Origin of the sequence: Nonomuraea sp. NPDC050691 (genome assembly GCF_040654455.1) — a bacterium.
Taxonomy (GTDB): domain Bacteria; phylum Actinomycetota; class Actinomycetes; order Streptosporangiales; family Streptosporangiaceae; genus Nonomuraea.
This window is the reverse complement of record NZ_JBFAIA010000151.1, coordinates 1-19,486: the sequence shown is the minus strand read 5'-3', so window position 1 is coordinate 19,486 and position 19,486 is coordinate 1. Positions and strand designations below refer to the sequence as shown.

The following is a 19,486-nucleotide window of genomic DNA, read 5'->3' as shown; positions in this document are numbered from 1 at the left end:
GCCCGACAGCAGCGCCGCGTACGCGGCGGCGCCGGCGTGCTCGGCCACCACCCGGTGGCGCTCCCACAGCGCGCGCCGCGCCGCGACGACGGCCTCGTCCGGCACGAGCACGCTCGCCAGAGTCCCCTCCGCGACGGCCCGCGAGCAGATCCCGTACGCCAGCTCGCCGATGCGGCTCGCGCCGAGGGCGTCGGCCGCCACCCCGCTGACCGGGACCTGGACCGGCTCCCCCGCCCGCAGCGCCTCGTGCAGCGTGGGGCAGAGCTCCGGCTCCACGGCGACGATCCTCGGCCGAGGCGTCCCGCTGCGCGACGCACCGCCGCTACGGACCGCGCCGCTGCCGACCGCGACGCCGGAGACGAGCCCTCCGCCGCCCACGGCCACGAGGATCGTGTCGATCCCCGGCGCCTGCTCGGTCAGCTCCAGCCCGAGGGTGCCCTGGCCGGCGATCACCTCGGGCTGGTCGTAGGCGTGGACCGCGAGCGCGCCCGTCTCGGCGGCGCGCTTGGCGGCGGCCTCGGCGGCCGCCGCGTAGATGGCCCCGGTCTGCCGGATCTGCGCGCCCAGCGCCCGCAGCCCCGCCACCTTGACGGGGCTCGTGACCTCGGGCACGAAGATCTCGGCCCGGACGCCGAGCGCGCGGGCCGCGTGGGCGACGGCCAGGCCGTGGTTGCCGCCGCTGGCCGCTATCACGCCGGCCGGCGGCAGCTCGCCCGCGGACAGGATCCGGTTGAAGGCGCCGCGCACCTTGAAGGAGCCGGCGTGCTGGAGCTGCTCCAGCTTCAGGTACAGCCCCGGTGACACCTCGAGGACGGGTGTGCGCAGCGCGTGCCCCGCGATCCGGCGGGCCGCACCCGTCACGTCCTCGTACGTCACCGTCATGACGGCTCCCCTTCGATCGTCCGCGCGCCCGTCCGCTGGGAACCGGGTGTGTTTCCCGGACTAGTCTGTCAGCGCCTGCTCGATGTCGGCCCAGAGGTCCTCCGGGTGCTCGATGCCGACCGCGAGACGTACCGTGCCCTCGCCGATGCCGTGCCGGGCCAGCTCCTCGGCGCTGAGCGAGCGGTGCGAGGTGGTCGCCGGGTGCATCGTGAGCGTCTCGACGCCGCCCAGCGACGGCGCCAGCAGGGCGAGCCGTACAGACCTCATGAACCTCTCCCCCGCCGCGCGCCCGCCCACGAGGTCGAACGCGAACACGCCGCCGAAGTCGGGCAGCAGCTTGCCGGCGATCTCGTACGACGGGTGGGACGGCAGGCCGGGCCAGTGGACCGCGGCGACGGCGGGGTGCTCGGCCAGCCGGGTGGCCAGCAGCCGGGTGTTGGAGCAGTGGCGCTCCATGCGCAGGCTAAGCGTCTGCATGCCGCGCAGCGTGAGCCAGGCGGCGAACGGGTCGGCCGAGGCGCCGAGCACCGTGGAGTAGTGCCACACCTTGTCGTACAGGTCGTGGTCGCGGAAGACGGCCAGGCCGCCGACCACGTCGGTGTGCCCGGACAGGTACTTGGTCGTGGAGTGGATCACGATGTCCGCGCCGTGCTCGATCGGGCGGCACAGCACCGGCGAGGCGAACGTGTTGTCCACCACCGAGACGACGCCCAGCTCGCGGGCCGCCGCGCACATCCCGGGCAGGTCGGCGACGAGGGCCATCGGGTTGGAGATGGTCTCCAGGTACAGGATCCGCGTCTCGGGGCGCGCGGCGTCGCGGACGGCGCCGGGATCGTCCTCGTCGACGTGGGTGACCGTGATGCCGTAGCGGGCGGCGAGGTCGTTGAGCGCCGCGGCGGTCCCGCCGTACAGGGACTTCTGCGCGATCACGTGGTCGCCCGGCTTGAGCAGGCCGAACAGGACCGTGTTGATGGCGCCCATGCCGGACCCGGTGGCGAACGCCGCGGTGCCGCCCTCCAGGCCGGACACGGCGCTCTCCAGGGCGCGCACGGTGGGATTGGTGTAGCGGCCGTACACGAACGGGCCGTCGGGGCGGCTCATCGCGTCGCCCATCACCGCCGGGTCGTCGAAGACGAACCCGGACGTCTGGTAGATCGGCATCGAGATCGGCCGGCTGTGCTCGACGGGCGGCTGCGGCAGGTGGACGACGCGGGTCTCGGGTCGGAGTTCGCTCATGTCATCCAGGATGTCCGCTCGAAGTGGCGTCTGTCAGATCCAATGCCGCAGAATTGGTCCATGAATGGGGCCAATGTGGGCATCGACGACTTGATCGACCTGCTCGGCCGGTGGGCGTCCGGGCGCGGGCCGCTCTACCTGCTGCTCGCCGGCCGGTTCCGGGACCTCATCGACGACGGGGTGTTGCCGCCCGGGGCGCCGCTGCCGCCCGACCGGACTCTCGCGCACCGGCTGGCCGTCGGCAGGGGGACGGTCGTCGCCGCGTACGACCTGCTCCAGCAGGAGGGACGCGTGACCCGCCGCCAGGGCAGCGGCACCCGGGTCGCGCCGCTGGAGCTGCCCGCCTCCCGCGCCGCCGACGGGGTGCACGCCAACCCCCTGCTCCTGCACATCCTCCACCCGCCGGACGGGGTGAGCCTGCTCACCTGCGCGGCGCCGGACCGGCCGCCCGCCGCGCTGACGGAGGCGTACGCGGAGGCGATCGGGCGGCTGGCCCACGTCCGCGACCTGGGATACCAGCCGGCGGGCAACCCGGAGCTGCGCGAGGCCGTGGCCGCCTCCTACCGCGACCGGGGTCTGCCCACGACGGCGGACGAGATCCTGGTCACGACGGGGGCGCAGCAGGCGCTGACGCTGCTGGCGGGACTGCTGCTGGCGCCCGGCGACATGGTGCTGACCCAGTCGCCCACGTACCCGGGGGCGCTGGAGGTGTTCCGGCACGCCGCCGCGGTGGTGCGCCCGGTGGCGCTCACCGGCCCGGCGGCCGGGCCGGATCTGGCGGCGGCCCTGCGGGAGCGGCCGTCGCTCGTCTACACCGTTCCGACGGCGAGCAACCCGACCGGCGCCACCATGGACGCCGGCGACCGCAGGCGGCTGGCGCGGCTGGCCTGGGAGCACGACGTGCCGGTCGTCGACGACGAGGTCTGCGCCGAGCTGTGCTTCTCGGGCGAGACCCCGCCGCCCGTCGCCTCGTACGCCAGAGGCGAGCAGGTCATCACCATCGCCTCGCTGAGCAAGCTGGTCTGGGGCGGGCTGCGGGTCGGCTGGGTGCGCGCGCCGGCGCCGCTGGTGTCGCGGCTGGCCCGGCTGCGCGCCGTGCACGATCTGGGCGGCGAGGTGCTGAGCCAGGTCGCGGCGGCCGCGCTGCTGCGCCGGCTGCCGGAGATCCGGCCCGCGCGGGTGCGCGAGCTGCGCGCCAACCACGACCACCTCTGCGCCGAGCTGGCCGCGCGCCTGCCGTCGTGGTCGTTCGAGCGGGCGACGGGCGGGCAGACGATCTGGGTGCGGATCCCGCGCGGCGACGCCGACTCGTTCGCGCAGGTGGCGCTCAGGCACGGGGTGGCGGTGCCGCCGGGACGCTCGTTCGACCCGCTCGGCGGCCACGCCGAGTACATGCGGCTGCACTTCCTGTTCCCTCGGGACGAGCTGTCGCAGGCGGTCTCCGGCCTGGCGGCGGCGTGGGACGCCTACGACGGCACCCGCGGCCCCGCCTCCCGCCGGCCCCTCGTCGTGTGACCGTGAGCGATCCGCTGTGAGCTGACAGCGGCTCTCCGTCGCTCCCGGCCGCGCGACCCTGGAGGCATGACGACGACTTTCGTGTTCCTGCACAGCCCCGCGGCCGGCCCCTCGACGTGGGAGCCCGTCGCCGCGGCGCTGGAACGGCGGGGCCGCGCCGCCGTGATCCCCGACCTGACCCGCGTCACCGAAGGGGGTCCGCCGACCTGGCCGCGGGTGGTCGACGCGGTGCGTGACGCCGTTCCCGAGACGCCGCTGGTGCTGGTGGCCCACAGCAGCGCGGGCCTGTTCGCGCCCGTGGTCAAGGAGGGGCTGGGCGAACGGGTGGTGGCGTGCGTGTTCGCCGACGCCCACGTGCCGCCGCCCAAGGGGCTGGTCCAGGCCGCCGAGGAGCGGCGGCTGGAGTTCCTGCGTGCCCGGGCGGGCGACGACGGGCTGCTGCCGCGCTGGACCGACTGGTGGAAGGAGGAGGTCGTCGCCGCGATGCTGCCCGACCCCGCCACGCGGGCCAGGGTGGTGGCCGAGCAGCCCCGCCTGCCGCTCGCCTTCTTCACCGAGCGGATCCCGGTCCCGGAGGGGTGGGACCGGGTCAGGTGCTCATGCGTGTGGTACGGCCCGCCGTACGACGTGATGGCCGAGGAGGCGACGCGGCGCGGCTGGCCCGTGACCAGGCTGCCGGGCGGGCACCTGCATCAGCTGGTGGCCCCGGAGGCCGTCACCGACGCGCTGCTGAAGCTGTCGCGCATCTCGTGAATTCTTCACTGCCGCCGCCTGATACGCCCAGGAATAGTCGGGTTCATGACGGCTATACGCGTGGAAGCGCTCCGGAAGAGTCATGGACGGTTCGAGGCGGTGAAGGGCATCTCGTTCGAGGTGGCCGCGGGTGAGATCTTCGCGCTGCTCGGCCGGAACGGGGCGGGCAAGACGACGACCGTGGAGGTGCTCGCCGGGTTCCTGCGGCCGGACGGCGGGGCCGTGCGGGTGCTGGGGCTGGACCCGGCGGCCGAGCGGGCGGAGGTCCGGCGGCGCACCGGGATCATGCTGCAGGAGGCGGGGTTCTTCCCCGACCTGACGGTCGCGGCCACGGTCGACGCGTGGCGCGGCTTCACCGCGGCGCCCCGGTCCCGCGACGAGGCGCTGGAGCTGGCCGGGCTGGCCGGTCGGGCGGAGGTACGCGTGCGCCAGCTCTCGGGCGGGGAGAAACGCCGCCTGGACCTCGCGCTCGCCCTGCTCGGCCGCCCCGACGTGCTGTTCCTGGACGAGCCGACCACCGGCATGGACCCCGAGGGCCGCGCCGCGACCTGGGAGGTGGTGCGCGACCTCGCCCGGCGGGGCACCGCGGTGCTGCTGACCACGCACTACCTGGAGGAGGCCCAGCGGCTGGCGTCCGCGATGGCGATCATGGACGGGGGCGAGATCGTCGCCTCCGGCGGAATGGCCGAGACGCTCGCGGCGCGCGGCGGGCGGGTGTCCTTCCGGCTGCCCGCCGGGGTGGAGGCCGACGGCCTGCCGCTCCCCGTGACCGTGGACGGCGACGAGGCGGTCTGCCGCGCCGAGGACCCGGACCTGGCGGCGCAGACGCTGCTGAGCTGGGCCGCCGAGCGCGGGCTGCGGCTGCCGGGCCTGGAGGTCCGCGCCGCCACCCTGGAGGACCTCTTCCTCGACCTGCCGAAGCAGCCCCGATGACCCCGGCACCCGCCGCCACTCCGATGGCCCGGCCCCCGGCGTTCCCCGCGCCCTCGATGACGTCGATCTGGAGAAACCGATGACCCTGACCGCCACCTACCGGCTCGGCACGCGGCTGTTCTGGCAGGACCGCGCGCTGCTGCTCGGCTCCGTCGCCACCCCCGCCATGATCGCCATCGGGCTGCCGCTGCTCATGCGGCACGTGCGGGCGGACGGCGCCGCCGCGGCGACCACCCTGTTCCACGGCACCCTGGCCATCGTGCTGTCCATCACCGCGTTCATGAACGTCGCCGTGGCCCTGTCCGCCCGTCGCGACCAGCTCGTGCTGAAGCGGTTGCGCGCCACCACGCTCACGGACGACCGGATCCTGGCCGGCCAGATCGCGGCCACGGCCACGCAGACCGTGGCCGTGGTCGTGGCCTGCGCGGTGGCGGTGCACCTGACGGCCGGGGTGCCGTACCCCGCGAACCCCCTGCTGTTCGGCGCCATGGTGATCGCCGGATCGGTGGTGCTGGCGACGCTCGGGGCCGCGTACACGGCCGCGATCCCGCGCGCCGAGCTGGCCGGGGCCGCCTGCATGCCGGTGTTCCTGCTGTCGGGGATCGCCGCCGGCGCGATGGGCCCCATCCGCGAGGCGCTGCCGTCCTGGACGGGCACCCTGCTGGACCTGCTGCCGACCACGGCCGTCGTGGACGCCGTCAGGACCGGCGAGGTGGCCCGGCCCGCGCTCCTGCTGGCGGTGTGGGGCGTCGCCGGGGTCGTCGCGATCCGGCTCTGGTTCCGGTGGGAACCGCGCCGCTCCTAGCCGGTCATAATGGCCCGGCCATGACCTCCTCCTCCGCCCAGCGGCTCGCCCGCGTCCTGATCACGTCCGTCGGCGCCGTCTACACGCTGATCGGGCTGTCGTACTACGCGATCAGCCCCGGCTACGGCCTTCTCGCGACCGTGGCGATCGTCTCCGTGGCGGCGCTGCACTACCTCAACATGCGCGCCGCCCTGCGGGACGAGCGCCCGCCGCTCTTCCCCCTCACTCTGGTGCTCCAGGTGGTCGCGACGTACGGGCCGGACCCGTTCCTGCCGGGCGGCTGGTCGGGTGTCGCGGCGCCGATGCTGGGCGGCGCGGTGCTGGTGATGCTGCCGCTGCGCCTCGGCGGGCCGCTCGTCGCCCTCATGACGCTGTACGACACCGCCGCGATCTTCTCCGTGAACCCGGTGGTCGCGCTGTTCTACGGGCTGACCGTGCCCCTCACCAGCGGCATGGTCTACGCCCTGGTACGGCTGGTCCGGGTGACGTCCGACCTCGAACAGGCCAGGGCCGAGCTGGCCGAGGCGGCGGTCCTGCGGGAGCGGCTGCGCATCTCGCGCGACCTGCACGACGGCCTCGGCCGCAGCCTCACGGCGATCGCGCTCAAGGGCGACCTGGCGGGGCGGCTCATGCAGCGGGACCCGGCCGCCGCCCAGGAGGAGGTCGGCGAGCTGGTGCGGGTGGCGCGGGAGGCGGCGCAGGACGTACGGCAGGTGGCGCGCGGATACCGGGAGCTGTCCCTGGCGGGCGAGGCGAACCGGGGGGCGGCGCTGCTGGAGTCGGCGGGGGTGGGCTGCCAGGTCCACCTGGCGGACGTCACGCTGCCCCGGGCCGCCGAGGAGGCCCTCGCCTGGGGCGTGCGGGAGGCCGTCACGAACGTCCTGCGGCACAGCGCGGCGACCATCTGCACGATCGCCACGTCGCGGCGGGAGGGCGGCGTCCGGCTGGAGGTCACCAACGACGGCGTCCCGGCCGGACCGGCCGCAGGAGAGGGCGGGGCCGGGAGTGGACGGGCCGAAGGCGGAGGACGACCGGCCGGGGACGGCAAGGGCACGACCTGGGATGGGAAGGGCGGGGCCTGGGATGGGAAGGGCGCGGCCGGGGGCGGGCTGACCGGGCTGGCGGAGCGGGCGGCGCAGGCGGGTGGCACGGTGGACGCCGGGCGCACCCCCGCGGGCGGCTTCCGGCTGACGATGGAGGTCCCGGCATGACCGGCCGAGCGGGACGAAGGGGCCGGGAATGAGGGACAGAAGATGATCCGCGTCCTGCTGGCGGAGGACATGCACATGATCCGCGCCGCCCTCACGGCCCTGCTGCGGCTGGAGCCGGACATCGAGGTGGCGGGCGAGGTGACGAGGGGCGACGAGATCGTCCCGGCGGCGCTCCGGCTCCGCCCCGACGTCGCGATCGTGGACATCGACCTGCCCGTCCTCGACGGCATCACCGCGGCCGCGTCCCTGCGCGCCGAGCTGCCCTCGTGCCGAATCCTCGTGCTCACGGCGCTCGGCCGGCCGGGCCAGGTGCGGCGGGCGCTCGAGGCGGGCATCCAGGCGTTCCTGGTGAAGGACGCGCCGGGCGAACGGCTCGCCGACGCGGTCCGCAGGACGGCCGCGGGCCTGCGGGTGCTGGACCCGGAGCTGGTGGCCTCCGCCCTGCAGTACGGCGAGAGCCCCCTGACGCCCCGGGAGACGACCATCCTGCGGGAGGCGGCCCCAGGGTCCTCGGCCGAGGACATCTCGGCCCGCCTCCACCTGTCGGCCGGCACCGTACGCAACTACCTGACCAGCGCCATCACCAAGACGGGCGCCCGCAACAAGATCGACGCCATCCGCATCGCGGAGGACGCCGGCTGGCTGTGACCCGGCCTGCGCGGACGCGGACGGCTGTGACCCGGCCCTGCGCGGACAGGGCGGGAGCCGGTCAGAGCCGGGGGCCGGTCAAGCGCCGGGGCCGGTCAAGGGCTGAGGCCGGGGCCGGTCAAACGTCGGTGATGCGGATACCGGCGTGGGCCTTGTAGCGGCGGTTGATCGAGATGATGTTGGCGGTCAGCGCCTCGACCTGGTGGGCGTTGCGCAGCCGCCCGCCGTACACGCCGCGCACGCCCGGGATCACCCCGGCGAGCGCCTGGACCAGGTCGGTGGCCTCCCTGTCGTCACCGAGGACGAGCACGTCCAGATCGACCTTCTCCACGGCCGGGTCCAGCAGCACGACGGCCGACACGTGGTGGAACGCCGCCACGACGCGGCTGCCGGGCAGCACGGCGGCGGCCTGCTGCGCGGCGCTGCCCTCCTCCACGGGCAGCGCGTAGGCGCCCTGCTTGTCGAAGCCGAGCGGGTTGACGCAGTCGACCACGATCTTCCCGGCCAGCTCGTCGCGCAGCGACTCCAGCAGTGCCCGGTGCCCCTCGTACGGCACGGCCACGATCACGATGCCGGCCTCGGCTGCGACGGCCGCGTTCGCCGCGCCCCGCACGCCCTCGCCGAGGGAGGCGGCCGCGTCCTCGGCGCGTTCGGCGCTCCGGGAGCCGATCAGCACCTCATGCCCCGCCAGCGCGAACCGCCGCGCCAGCCCCTTGCCCTGGTCACCCGTGCCACCGAGGATGCCGATGGACAATCCGCTCACGTCAGTCATACCCCCGATCATGCCAGCTCGTCCGGGACGGCCCGGCCCGGCCCCGGCCCGGACGAGCCGGGCCCGGCCGCAGGGGGGACGGCCGGGCCCGGACACGCCGTACGAGCGGTCAGAGGGTGCCGACCGCGGGCAGGCCGGGTCAGCGGTCGCCGACCGCGGCGGGCCGGGTCAGCAGTTGCCGACCGCGGGCAGGCCGAGCACCCGCAGCGCCAGCCATTCGATCGCCAGCGGCCCTCCTTCGACCGCCCCGAGGACGTGGGAGTTCGCGGGCAGCGAGGTCCACCGGACGTTGGCGCCGGCCCGGCAGTACTCGGAGCGCAGCGTCGCGCCCACGGCCTGCGGGATGATCTCGTCACCCTGGGCGTGGTAGAGGAACACGGGCGCCTTGGGCGGCGTGGCGCCGAGACGGTTCTCGCTGAGGCGGACCCGCCACTTGGGCAGGTCGAGCAGGTCCACCGGGCTCAGGTCGGCGAACCGCAGCCCGGCCAGCTTGTCCTCCAGCTCGCCCACGCAGTCGTCGGCCGCGTCGCCGAGCAGGGCCTTGCCGCGGTCGTTGAGGTCGGCTTCGAGGTCGAGCTCGGGGTAGGCGGCGTCGAGGCCGACGCCGGCCGCCGCGGCGAGGCCGAAGTTCTGGTCGCCGTCCAGGTGGGTGGCCACCGCCCGCAGGTCGGCCGGCACGCCGCCGGCCGCCACGCCCTTGAGGCGCAGCTCGGGCGCGTACGAGGGCTGGAGCTGCCCGGCCCAGCCGGCGGACGCGCCGCCCTGCGAGTACCCCATGACGGCGACGGGGGCGCGGTCCGACAGGTTCGCGCCGGGGACCCGCGTCGCGGCCCTGATCGAGTCGAGCACGGCGTGGCCCTGGGAGACGCCCACCATGTACGTGTGCTGCCCGGGCGTTCCCAGGCCCTCGTAGTCGGTGATCGCGACCGCGAACCCCTTGAGCAGGAACAGGCTCACCAGAGCCAGCTCGGCCTCGCGGCCCTGGCTCATGCTGACGGAGGGGGCGCACTGGTCGCCGAGGCCGTGGGTGCCGGTGGCGTAGCCGATGACGGGCCGCCTGCCCAGGGGGTAGGCCGCCTTGGGCACGAGGAGGGTGCCGGACACGGTGTTGAGCTGCCCGGTGGCGGCGGTGGAGCGGTAGAGCAGGTGCCAGGCGTCGACCGGGACCTCCAGCAGCTTGCCCGGGAGGAGGTAGACGGTGGTCGGCTCGGCGGAGACGACGTCGCCGGGCGCCGCCGCGGCCTGGGACGCGGCCGTTGAGGACGCCGCGGCCTGGGACGCGGCGGCGGGTGACGCCGCGCGCGCCGGCGGGGCGGCCAGGAGGGACGCGATCACTAACAGGACGATGGACATGCTGACGCGGACACGTAGGGTCATGTGCCGCCCTCTCCGTGGGGGGATCGGTTGGGGACGGCGGCGCCGCGAGCCGATCGTTACCCGGCAGTAACCGCCTGTCAAGGCCCGAAATGACATGGAAGCTCCACAGATGTCAGATGGGCATGGCGGCGAAACAGGCCGACGGACCGGCGGCGGTCATGCACTATGGGGCGATGGACTCTGGTTCGGTGGACTTCCTCCGCGAGATCCTGGCCGAGACCGGATGGGTCGAGCGCACCCGCGAGTTCGGGCTCGCGCTGCGGGCGACCCGCTCCCCCGGCGGGCTGCTCCTCGTGGGAACTCCCGAGGAGGAGCCATGGCATCTGACCGCCCACCTCGGCGACGAGGCGCGGCTGTCGGGCCTGCCGCAGCTCGCCCCCACGCTCGTCCGCTGGTCGCCGCCGCCCGGGGCGCCCGCGCACCTGAGGGTCGGGCTCGACCGCGTGCGCGAGGCGGGCCGCGGCGAGACGCTGTTCGTGGTGGCCGAGGGGCCGGCCCCGGTGCCGCTCCTGGAACGGGTGGACGACGCCCGACGCGTCGGGGCGACGATCCTCGCGCTGGAGGGGGCGCATCCGGAGGTGGCGGGGCTCGCGCACGACGCGATCGCCGTGACGCCCGGCGGGCCGGTCTCGTTCGACGGCGCCCAGCATCTCGTGAGCGCCGCCGCCGGCGAGATCCCCCGGAACGCGGGGCTGCGCGAGCGGCTGGCCCGCCTGCTGGAGAAGGTCACCGGCCCCCAGGTCACCGACTGACACCATCCCGGCACCGCCGCCGCAGACCCCGCGTCGCCGCCGACAGACCCAGTAGCCGTCACAGACCCGGCGCCGCCGCCACAGGCCCGGAAATCGCCGGCCGGACCGGCGCTCGAAACCGGGGCGCGGGTCAGATCGGCTGGAGGTGGCCCTTGAGGCTGCCTTCCAGGGCCGCCGTGGCGTCCTCGATCGCGCCGATCACCACCGCCTGCACGGGGTCCGGCTCTCCCGACCGCGTACGGCTGACCCGGGTCACGGCGTCGAGCCGCCGCGCACCCACGTCCCGCAGCTCGCTCACCCGGACCTCGCCCTCCGGCACGTCGAGCAGCGCCAGCGTGGGCACGATCGCCACCCCGTGCCCGGCCGCGACCAGCGCCAGCGCCGGGCCGAACTCCGTGATGACGTGGACCTTGCGCGGCTCGAAGCCGTGCAGCCCGGCCAGCCGGTCCAGCGCCTGGCCGCACGCCTGGTCGGGCTCGCCCGCCACCCAGGGCACCTCCGCCAGGTCGGCCATGGAGCGCGGTGGGTTCGGCCACTCGGGCGGCACGACGATGCGGTACTCGTCGACGTACAGGGGGCGGGTGGCCAGCGACGGCTGCGACAGCACGGGCAGGCTCATGTCCTGCTCGGTGATGAGCACGTCCACGGCGCCCAGCCGCAGCTCCTGGAGCGCGGGCTGGCCGTACACCTCGTGGATGATCGGCGTGATGCGGGGATGGCGGGCCGCCAGCTCGCGCAGGGCGGGCACCAGCATGTGCTTGATCACGGTGGGGAAGGCGGCGATGCGCACGGGCCCCGCCAGCCGTTCGGTGAACCGGGTGAGCTCCCGCCGGGCCTCGGCCAGCTCCTCCTCGACGCGCTCGGCGTAGCCGGCGAGCACCCGGCCGGCCGGGGTGAGGGAGACGCGGCGCTGGGAGCGGTCGATGAGGGCCAGGCCCACCTCGCGTTCGAGCTGGGCGAGCTGCTGGGAGACCGCGGAGGGCGTCAGGTACAGGGCCTCGGCGGCGCGCATGACCCCGCCGCGGCGGGCCACCTCGTGCAGGACACGGAGGCGCCGGGGGTCGATGTCCATACAGGAAAGCTTACTTGCCGCTGTAGCAACCTTTAATTGCACTTTATGACTATTAATTCCCACAATGGAGGCATGGATCTGCTCTTCGAGGTGGCCGGCTGGCTGGGCGCGGGCCTCCTCCTGCTCGGCTACGGCCTCGTCTCCACCGGCCGGCTGCCCGCGGGCGGCATCACGTACCAAGTCGTCAACCTCGCCGGCTCGCTCGCCCTCATGGCCAACAGCGCCCGCAACGACGCCTGGCCCTCGGCCGGCCTCAACCTCGTGTGGGCCGGGATCGGCGCGGTCGCGCTGGTCAGGCTGGTACGGATCGGGGTGACGGCATGATCGTCGAGCTGAGCCACCGCATCGTCGAGGGCATGGTCACCTACCCGGGCGTGCCGGGCCCGGTTCTCGGCACGCACCTCAGCCGGGAGGACTCGCGCGAGGTGTACGCGCCGGGCACCGAGTTCCACATCGGGACGATCACGCTGGCCGCCAACACCGGCACCTACCTCGACACGCCCCACCACCGCTACGCCGGCGGGCCGGACCTGTCACAGGTGCCGCTGAGCAGCCTGGCCGACCTGCCCGGACTCGTGGTCCGGGCCACCGGCGCCACCAGCCGCGAGATCACCCTCGACCCCGGCCTCGACGTGCGCGGAAAGGCCGTGCTCGTGCACACCGGCTGGGACCGGCACTTCGGCACGGACGCCTACGTCCACGGGCACCCCTACCTCGCACCCGAGTCGGCGCGGCGGCTCGCCGAGCGGGGCGCGGCGCTCGTCGGCATCGACTCGCTCAACATCGACGACACCCCGCCACGCGGCGAGCGGCCCGCGCACACCATCCTGCTCGCGGCCGGGATCCCGCTGGTCGAGCACCTCACGGGGCTGGAGGCGCTGCCCGACGAGGGGTTCCGGTTCCACGCCGCGCCGCCGATGGTGGCGGGCATGGGCACCTTCCCCGTACGGGCCTACGCCGTCATCCCCTGATCAGCCTCGTCCTCTGATCAGCCGTCGTCCCTGATCAGACTCGTCCCCTGATCAGTCCTCGTCCGCGTCGGCCTCTTCCCACGCCTTGTTGCGCTCCGCCGCGCGCTGCAGGGCGCCGGCGGCCTCCTGCTCGCTCGCGTACGGACCCATCCGGTCCTTGTTGGGGCAGCCCTGCTCGGGCTCGACCCGCATGTGCTTGAGACAGAACCACCACTGGCCATCGCTCACGGGGGCTATTCTGCCCCGTAGACTCGTCTTTCATGACGACACTGCTCCAGCCCGGGCGAGTTTCGCCCATGCGAAAGGTCCCCGCGCACATCGAGCGGCCGGAGTACGTCGGAAAGAAGCGCCCCAGGACCGGCGAGGCCGACGTCAAGGACCCGGAGACCATCGAGCGGATGCGCGTGGCGGGCCGGATCGCCGCGCAGGCGCTCGAAGAGGTCGGCAGGAACGCCCGGCCGGGCGTCACCACCGACGAGCTCGACCGGATCGGCCACGAGTTCCTCCTCGACCACGGCGCCTACCCGAGCACGCTGGGCTACAAGGGCTACCCCAAGTCGCTGTGCACCTCGATCAACGAGGTCATCTGCCACGGCATCCCCGACGACACCCTGCTGCGCGACGGCGACATCGTCAACGTCGACATCACCGCCTACATCGGCGGCGTCCACGGCGACACCGACGCGACGTACCTGGTGGGCGAGGTCGACGAGGAGTCGCGGCTGCTGGTGGAGCGCACCCGTGAGGCGATGATGCGCGCCATCAAGGCGGTCGCGCCGGGCCGGCAGCTCAACGTGGTGGGCCGGGTCATCGAGGCGTACGCCAAGCGGTTCGGCTATGGCGTGGTCCGCGACTTCACCGGCCACGGCATCGGCACGACGTTCCACTCCGGGCTGATGGTGCCCCACTACGACGACCCGTCGCTGCGGGTGGAGCTGGTGCCCGGCATGACGTTCACCATCGAGCCGATGCTGACGCTGGGGACGATCGAGTACGACATCTGGCCCGACGGCTGGACCGCGGTGACCAAGGACCGCAAGCGCACGGCCCAGTTCGAGCACACGATCCTGGTGACCGAGACGGGCAGCGAGATCCTCACCACCCCGTAACCGGTCACCGGCGCCTGGGCACCGCCGCGGTGATGGTGGTGCCCTCGCCCTTCACGCTGCTGACCGACAGGGTGCCGCCGACCTCGGCGATGGCGGCCCGCATCCGCGCGATGCCGCGTCCGGCCTTCTCCGGCGGGAAACCGCGGCCGTGGTCGCTGACGGTCATGCGCAGCCCGTCGCGGCCCGCGGTGACGGCCACCGACACGACCTTCGCGCCGCTGTGCCGCTCGACGTTGGCCAGCGCCTCGTTGAGCGCCTCCAGGACCGCCTGGCCGACGGGGGCGGCCACGTCGGTGGCGGGCAGGGCCCAGATCTCCACGCGGACGCCGGTGCGCTCGGACCACTGCGTCAGCCGGCTCTCGAGCGTCTCGGCGAGGCTCGCCCCCCCACGCATGCGCGTTTCTTCCACCTCTGCTCGCCTTCCCGGGGCATCCCGGACTCCTGGCCGGACCCCACACCGGCGTCGCGCACCGGGTGGCGCGACCCCCCTCAAGGCCTCACGCACCCCTGCGGGAAGGTGATGCCCACCTCCCCGTAGGGCAAGGCTACCTGGCGGGTGGGAGACGTACGGCTTGAGGATAGATTGCCCTGCCGATCCGGCTACGCGCGCCCGCCCGGGGTCAGTCGGCCTGGTCGGCCTGGCCAGCCTTGTTGAGGCGCGCCAGGTAGGCGTTGTAGGCGTCGAGCTCGGGGTCGCCCGCGCCGCGGTCGGCCCGCCGGTCGGAGCGGCGCGCCTTGCGGTCCTCGTCCTGGTACCACTGCACGGCGATGGCCAGCAGCACGATGAGCGTCGGGATCTCGCCGAAGCCCCACGCGATCGCGCCGCCGTCGCGCTGCTCGTCGATGAGCGGCCCGCCCCAGGTGCGACCGAGCTGCTCGTACCAGTCGGACGCGATGACCGCGCCGGTCATCATGAGCGCGACGCCGAAGAACGCGTGGAACGGCATCGTGACGAACAGCGTCAGCAGCTTGCCCACGTACGGCAGCCGGTGCGGAGCCGGGTCGACGCCGATGATGACCCAGAAGAACAGCGACCCGGTGATCAGGAAGTGCAGGGTCATCCAGATGTGCCCGAGGTGCTCCTCCATGGCCGAGGCGAACAGCGGCGTGAAGTACAGCGCGTACGTCGAGGCGATGAACAGGGCGGTGGCGATGCCCGGATGGCCGACGACGCGCACGAAACGGCTGTGCAGGATCGTGGTCAGCCACTCGCGCGGCCCCCGGTCGCCGCGCCGGACGGCCGGCTTGAGCGCGCGCAGGGCGAGCGTGACCGGCGCGCCGAGCACGAGGAAGATCGGCACGATCATGGACAGGGTCATGTGCTCGATCATGTGGACGTCGAACATGACCTTGGCGTAGCGGGCCAGGCCGCTCTGCGTGGCGATGACGAGGATCGCCACTCCCAGGAACCAGGCCGCGGTGCGGCCCCACGGCCAGGCGTCGCCCCGCCGCAGCAGCCTGACCAGGCCGGCGGCGTACAGGCCGGCCAGGACGGCGGCCACGAGGGCGAAGAACAGGTCGAGCCACCACAGCGTCGCGAGGTTGCCCAGCGAGATCGGCGGCGGCACCGGGAAGCCGAGCAGCTCGAAGGCCCGGTCGGCGGGCAGGCTGACCTCCGGCGGGCGGGTGCGCGACAGGGCGACGGCCAGGCCGACGGTGGCGGCCATGAGCAGCGCCTCGCCGCCCGCGAGCCGGGTGAAGGCGTGCGGGCGGTCCGCGGCGAGCGCGTCGAGCGTGCGCTGCCGGTGCCACCAGCCGACGTAGCCGAGCAGCACGAACGCGACGATCTTCGCCACGACGAGCACGCCGTACGACGACGTCCACAGGTCGGACACGGAGGAGAGCCGGGCGACGACGCTGAACACGCCGGACACGCCGACGCCGATGTAGCACCACAGCGCCATCCGGGAGAAGCGGGCGGCGGCGATGTCGAGCCGCGGCTCGCGGCGGACGGCGTGGACGGCGACGACGACGAGGCCGCCCACCCACAGGGCCAGCGCCAGCAGGTGCAGCGACAGGGCGGAGGTGGCCAGGCCGTGGTTGGGCGAGGAGGAGGCGTGCCCGGTGAGCGCCGGCGGCAGCATCGTGACCAGCGCGAACACCAGCAGCCCGGCCGCCGAGCCGGCGGTGATGGCCCCGCGCGAGAACAGCGAGATGGCCACCGCGAACAGGATGACCAGGGTCAGCGAGATGCCCTGGCTGGTCTGGGTGGCGTAGGAGCTGAGGTAGTTGCCGCTGGCGACGGCCTGAAGGACGGGCTGCCCCCACGAGTCGGACACCTCGAAGACGAGGGTGAGGAACGCGCCGCCGGCCCAGGTCAGGGCGGCCCAGGAGGCGGCCCGGACGTAACCGGTGGCGCTCGCGCCGAGCATGCCCTTGTCGTTGGGCAGCAGCGCGGTGGCCGCCAGGAGCAGGCCCACGGTCAGCACGCCGGCGGCGTCCATCGCCAGCTTGGCCAGCGGCAGCCCCCAGCGGGTGACCGCCCCGGCGTCGGGCAGGCCGGCGATGATCCGCGGGAAGGCCGCGCCTCCGGCGATCATGGCGATCACCAGGGCGGCGACCGCCGCTGCCGCCGCCGCGAGCGCGAGACGCGCGGCTCTGGTCATGGCCGCTTCTTGCGCATGCTGATGAGGAAGCCGACGCCGATGCCCGCCAGCGCGCCGACGACGACGACCAGCCAGACGGGGAACGCGACCGACGAGGCGCTCGCCTGCTGCGTCTCGGCCGCCGCGGGAGCGGAGGAGGCCGGGGCGGCGGACGGCGCCTGCGCCTGCGTGGCGGACGGCTGGACGGCGGCCGTATCGGACGGCTGCGCGGCGGGCGTCTCAGTCGCGGGGCTCTGCGTCTCGGGCGTGGGGGCGCCCTTGACGGTGAAGGGGATCTCCCCCTCGATCGGGTGACCGTCGGAGGAGACGACACGGTAGGCGATCGTGTACTTGCCGTCGGGCAGCGTCTCCTTGAGTGCCTGGCGCACCACCGGGCCGTCGGTCTCGGCGGAGCCCGCCTGGTGCTGGGCGCCGTCGGCCCCCCGGACGATCACGAACGGCATGCGCACCCTGGCGCTGAACTCCAGCTTCACCTTCTCGACGGTCTTGACCGTGGAGCCCTTGGCCGGGTCGCTGCTCTTGAGCGAGTCGTGCGCCAGCGCGGGGCCGGCGGTGCCAAGCAGGATCAGGGCGGCGAGGAACGCGGTGATTGCCGCGATCGGGGTTCTTTTCATGGCAATCCCAGGCTACCGACGTCGCCGCCCGGTCCCTACTTCGGTCACAGACCCGCGCAGGCGAGGGCGCGCTGGTAGGCGGCGACGCTTCCCTCGGTGTCGCCGAGCTGCTCCATGCTCTCGGCCGCGGCGTACCACATGCCGGCGATCTGGCGCGAGTCGGGAAGCGGCGAGAGCCAGGCGCTGACGGCGCGCAGCTCCTCCTGCGCCTCCGCCTGCCGGCCCAGGCCGCCGTAGGCGCGGCTGACCATCAGGTGGGCCTCCGCCTCCTGCGCCCGCGCGGTCTCCGGCATCAGCGCGACCCCGGCGCGGCCGTGCTGGACGGCCCGCTCGAAATTGCCGGCCACGAGCTCGGTGCGCGCCAGCTCGACCTGGGCGTTGGCGCGGTCGAGCGTGCTCGCCGAGGTCTGCGTCAGCTCCTCTTCGGCCCGCGCCAGCATGGCGCGCACCTCGTCGACGGCTTCGGGGTGGAAGCGCAGCTTCTCGACGGCGTAGGCCACTCGGGCCCGGGCGAGGTTGCGCGGCTGTCCGTTCTCCGACTGGATCATCAGGGCCCGCTCGAGGAAGGCCAGGGACTCCTCGCCGTGGCCGGTGTTCTGTGCCACGACGGCGGCGTTCCAGCACGCCGCGACGATCGCCCTGGGCGAGCCCAGCATGTCGGCGGCGTTGAGCAGTTCGGCCGCGAACTGGCGGGCGCGCAGCAGATCGCCGCTGTAGAGGTAGGCGCCGAGCAGGGTCGCGCCCAGTTCGACCAGCCCGTCGGTCCAGGTCGGACGCGGCGAGACGCCGAGGACCGCCTCGCCCACCTTGATCGCCTCGCTGAGGCGGTCGCTCAGCCGGTAGCAGCGGCACAGGGCGATGGCTGTGTTGATCTGCCGCTCGGCGTCGAGCTCCTCGGTCTGCAGGCGGCGCAGCACGGCGATCGCCTCAGTCAGCTCCCCGCACGCCTCCAGGGCCAGCGCCAGCCCGTACTCGGTGTCCAGACGCAGCGACGTCAGGCCGGCCAGGTTGTGGTTCGCCATGAGCTCGGCGAACCTGGTGCGGGCCTCGATCACTTCGCCGTTCTCGAGAGCGAGCCGCGCGTAGCCGAGGGAGAGTTCGATGTCCTCCATCTGCTCGGCGGTCACGCCGTTGAGCAGATAGGAGAGCGAGCAGTCCAGCTTCTGGGCCAGCAGCTCGAGCACGGCCGGGGTCGGGGTACGCTTGCCACTCTCGATCAAGGAGACGTAACTGTCCGACAATTCCGGGTGGGCGAGCTGCGCCTGTGACAGGCCACGCTGCCGCCTCACCGTCTTGATGCGAAGTCCGACCAGGTCAGATGTGGTCACAGCTATCGCTCCCTGAGATGATGACGTCCGAACAACCTAGAGGCGAGGGAGAACCCCCATGCGCGCGCGCATTGCCCTGTCCGTGCTTTCCGCTTTGGTCACGGCTCTTGTAGTGGTCGGAGGCAATGCTACGGCCGATGCGGCCGTTTCGTCTCCATCGGATTCGAGCGCGATCTCGGAGAACTTCGGCACTCCCATTTGCTGCTGACCGTCGGCGGCTCCAGCTGTTGATCCTGTGTCCGGCATCCCGCCGGACGTAGGGCTCGCTCACCGGCCTTCCGGCTCAGCCCGCACGCAGCGCCAGGAAGAAGTCGACCCGGTCGGCCATCGACGACAGGTCGCGGCCGGTGAGCTCCTCCACTCGCCCGATGCGGTAGCGCACGGTGTTGACGTGCACGTGCAGCCGCTCCCCGCAGGCGTTCCACGAGCCCGCGCAGTCGAGGAACGTGCCGAGCGTCCGCACCAGCTCCGACTGGTGCCGGCGGTCGTAGTCGATCAGCGGCCCGAGCAGCCGGGCGGCGAACGAGCGCCGCACGTCTCCCGGCACCGTGGCCAGCAGCAGCGCGTGCGTGTAGATCTCGTCGCTGGTCACGACCCCGCCCGAGCGGGCCTCCGCCAGCCGCCTGGCGTGACCGGCCTCCTCGATGCCGCCCCGCAGGGCCGCCGCCCCGGTCAGCTCGCCGCTGAGCCCGACGCGCAGCCGCCCGTCGGGCAGCGCCGCCAGCACCTCCGCTCCCTGCCGTAGCCGCTCGGCCAGCTCGCCGGCGCTCGCGCCGCCCAGCGGCACCACCGCCACCGCGCCGTCCAGCCCCGTCACCGCAGGCGCGCGGTCCAGCGGCGTCACCATCGCCGCGTGGTCCACCCTCGCGGCCGCCGGGCGGTCCGGCCGCGCCGCCGCCGCG

The 19,486-nt window shown here is 73.8% G+C and carries 21 protein-coding genes; 10 read left to right on the top strand and 11 right to left on the bottom strand.

Annotated features, from left to right (window positions below):
• The coding region (locus AB0H81_RS34760) for a serine/threonine dehydratase (protein ID WP_358383382.1) at window positions 1-882 on the bottom strand (882 nt) is incomplete at its 3' end.
• 60 nt (window positions 883-942) lie between these two features.
• Complete coding sequence (locus tag AB0H81_RS34755) at window positions 943-2,118, bottom strand: aminotransferase class I/II-fold pyridoxal phosphate-dependent enzyme (protein ID WP_358383380.1); 1,176 nt, start codon at window positions 2,116-2,118, stop codon at window positions 943-945.
• 60 nt (window positions 2,119-2,178) lie between these two features.
• On the opposite strand from AB0H81_RS34755, the gene AB0H81_RS34750 reads away from it, so the two are divergent.
• The 6 genes from AB0H81_RS34750 (at window position 2,179) to AB0H81_RS34725 (ending at window position 7,983) form a co-directional block, all read left to right on the top strand.
• Entirely contained in the window at window positions 2,179-3,633 is a 1,455-nt protein-coding gene (locus AB0H81_RS34750) for a PLP-dependent aminotransferase family protein (RefSeq protein WP_358383378.1), read from the top strand.
• 66 nt (window positions 3,634-3,699) lie between these two features.
• Window positions 3,700-4,386 (top strand): alpha/beta hydrolase, encoded by a 687-nt coding sequence (locus AB0H81_RS34745; RefSeq protein ID WP_358383375.1) that lies wholly within the window; start codon window positions 3,700-3,702, stop codon window positions 4,384-4,386.
• A 60-nt stretch (window positions 4,387-4,446) separates the two neighbouring features.
• On the top strand, window positions 4,447-5,319 hold the full coding sequence (locus AB0H81_RS34740) for an ABC transporter ATP-binding protein (protein ID WP_358383372.1): 873 nt from the start codon (window positions 4,447-4,449) through the stop codon (window positions 5,317-5,319).
• Between the two features lie 79 nt (window positions 5,320-5,398).
• The gene (locus tag AB0H81_RS34735) at window positions 5,399-6,124 is read left to right on the top strand and encodes an ABC transporter permease (protein ID WP_358383369.1); all 726 of its coding nucleotides are present in this window, start codon (window positions 5,399-5,401) and stop codon (window positions 6,122-6,124) included.
• 20 nt (window positions 6,125-6,144) lie between these two features.
• The gene (locus tag AB0H81_RS34730; protein WP_358383366.1) at window positions 6,145-7,335 is read left to right on the top strand and encodes a histidine kinase; all 1,191 of its coding nucleotides are present in this window, start codon (window positions 6,145-6,147) and stop codon (window positions 7,333-7,335) included.
• 42 nt (window positions 7,336-7,377) lie between these two features.
• The gene (locus tag AB0H81_RS34725) at window positions 7,378-7,983 is read left to right on the top strand and encodes a response regulator transcription factor (RefSeq protein ID WP_358383363.1); all 606 of its coding nucleotides are present in this window, start codon (window positions 7,378-7,380) and stop codon (window positions 7,981-7,983) included.
• 118 nt (window positions 7,984-8,101) lie between these two features.
• Here AB0H81_RS34725 and npdG read toward each other — a convergent pair whose 3' ends face one another.
• Window positions 8,102-8,755, bottom strand: a complete 654-nt coding sequence (gene npdG / locus AB0H81_RS34720; RefSeq protein WP_358383360.1) for an NADPH-dependent F420 reductase — start codon at window positions 8,753-8,755, stop codon at window positions 8,102-8,104.
• Window positions 8,756-8,923: 168 nt separating this feature from the next.
• Window positions 8,924-10,132, bottom strand: a complete 1,209-nt coding sequence (locus AB0H81_RS34715; protein WP_358383357.1) for a lipase family protein — start codon at window positions 10,130-10,132, stop codon at window positions 8,924-8,926.
• Between the two features lie 173 nt (window positions 10,133-10,305).
• On the opposite strand from AB0H81_RS34715, the gene AB0H81_RS34710 reads away from it, so the two are divergent.
• A complete protein-coding gene (locus AB0H81_RS34710) occupies window positions 10,306-10,884 on the top strand; it encodes a hypothetical protein (protein WP_358383354.1) in 579 nt (192 codons plus the stop codon).
• A 130-nt stretch (window positions 10,885-11,014) separates the two neighbouring features.
• Here AB0H81_RS34710 and AB0H81_RS34705 read toward each other — a convergent pair whose 3' ends face one another.
• Window positions 11,015-11,956 carry a LysR family transcriptional regulator gene (locus tag AB0H81_RS34705; RefSeq protein WP_358383351.1) on the bottom strand — a complete coding sequence of 314 codons (942 nt, stop codon included), beginning with the start codon at window positions 11,954-11,956 and terminating at the stop codon, window positions 11,015-11,017.
• 72 nt (window positions 11,957-12,028) lie between these two features.
• On the opposite strand from AB0H81_RS34705, the gene AB0H81_RS34700 reads away from it, so the two are divergent.
• Complete coding sequence (locus tag AB0H81_RS34700) at window positions 12,029-12,280, top strand: hypothetical protein (RefSeq protein WP_358383348.1); 252 nt, start codon at window positions 12,029-12,031, stop codon at window positions 12,278-12,280.
• Window positions 12,277-12,927 (top strand): cyclase family protein, encoded by a 651-nt coding sequence (locus tag AB0H81_RS34695; protein ID WP_358383346.1) that lies wholly within the window; start codon window positions 12,277-12,279, stop codon window positions 12,925-12,927. Before AB0H81_RS34700 ends, AB0H81_RS34695 begins: the two co-directional genes overlap by 4 nt.
• Window positions 12,928-12,978: 51 nt before the next feature.
• Here the strand turns inward: AB0H81_RS34695 and AB0H81_RS34690 are convergent, their stop codons facing one another.
• Window positions 12,979-13,155: a hypothetical protein gene (locus AB0H81_RS34690; RefSeq protein WP_358383343.1), complete on the bottom strand. Its 177-nt coding sequence runs from the start codon at window positions 13,153-13,155 to the stop codon at window positions 12,979-12,981.
• A 32-nt stretch (window positions 13,156-13,187) separates the two neighbouring features.
• Between AB0H81_RS34690 and map the strand changes: the two genes are divergently transcribed.
• Window positions 13,188-14,036: a type I methionyl aminopeptidase gene (gene map, locus AB0H81_RS34685; RefSeq protein ID WP_358383341.1), complete on the top strand. Its 849-nt coding sequence runs from the start codon at window positions 13,188-13,190 to the stop codon at window positions 14,034-14,036.
• Between the two features lie 4 nt (window positions 14,037-14,040).
• Here the strand turns inward: map and AB0H81_RS34680 are convergent, their stop codons facing one another.
• The 5 genes from AB0H81_RS34680 to AB0H81_RS34660 all read right to left on the bottom strand — a co-directional run.
• Window positions 14,041-14,430 carry an ATP-binding protein gene (locus AB0H81_RS34680; protein WP_358383338.1) on the bottom strand — a complete coding sequence of 130 codons (390 nt, stop codon included), beginning with the start codon at window positions 14,428-14,430 and terminating at the stop codon, window positions 14,041-14,043.
• A gap of 226 nt (window positions 14,431-14,656) precedes the next feature.
• Window positions 14,657-16,642, bottom strand: a complete 1,986-nt coding sequence (locus tag AB0H81_RS34675; protein WP_358383335.1) for a cytochrome c oxidase assembly protein — start codon at window positions 16,640-16,642, stop codon at window positions 14,657-14,659.
• A complete protein-coding gene (locus AB0H81_RS34670) occupies window positions 16,639-17,256 on the bottom strand; it encodes a copper resistance CopC family protein (RefSeq protein WP_358383332.1) in 618 nt (205 codons plus the stop codon). The genes AB0H81_RS34675 and AB0H81_RS34670 overlap by 4 nt, the downstream gene beginning before the upstream one ends.
• Before the next feature lie 44 nt (window positions 17,257-17,300).
• Window positions 17,301-18,584 carry a helix-turn-helix domain-containing protein gene (locus tag AB0H81_RS34665; RefSeq protein WP_358383329.1) on the bottom strand — a complete coding sequence of 428 codons (1,284 nt, stop codon included), beginning with the start codon at window positions 18,582-18,584 and terminating at the stop codon, window positions 17,301-17,303.
• Window positions 18,585-18,867: 283 nt separating this feature from the next.
• Window positions 18,868-19,486 (bottom strand): helix-turn-helix domain-containing protein (locus AB0H81_RS34660; RefSeq protein ID WP_358383326.1); only part of this gene is annotated, 619 nt, incomplete at its 5' end.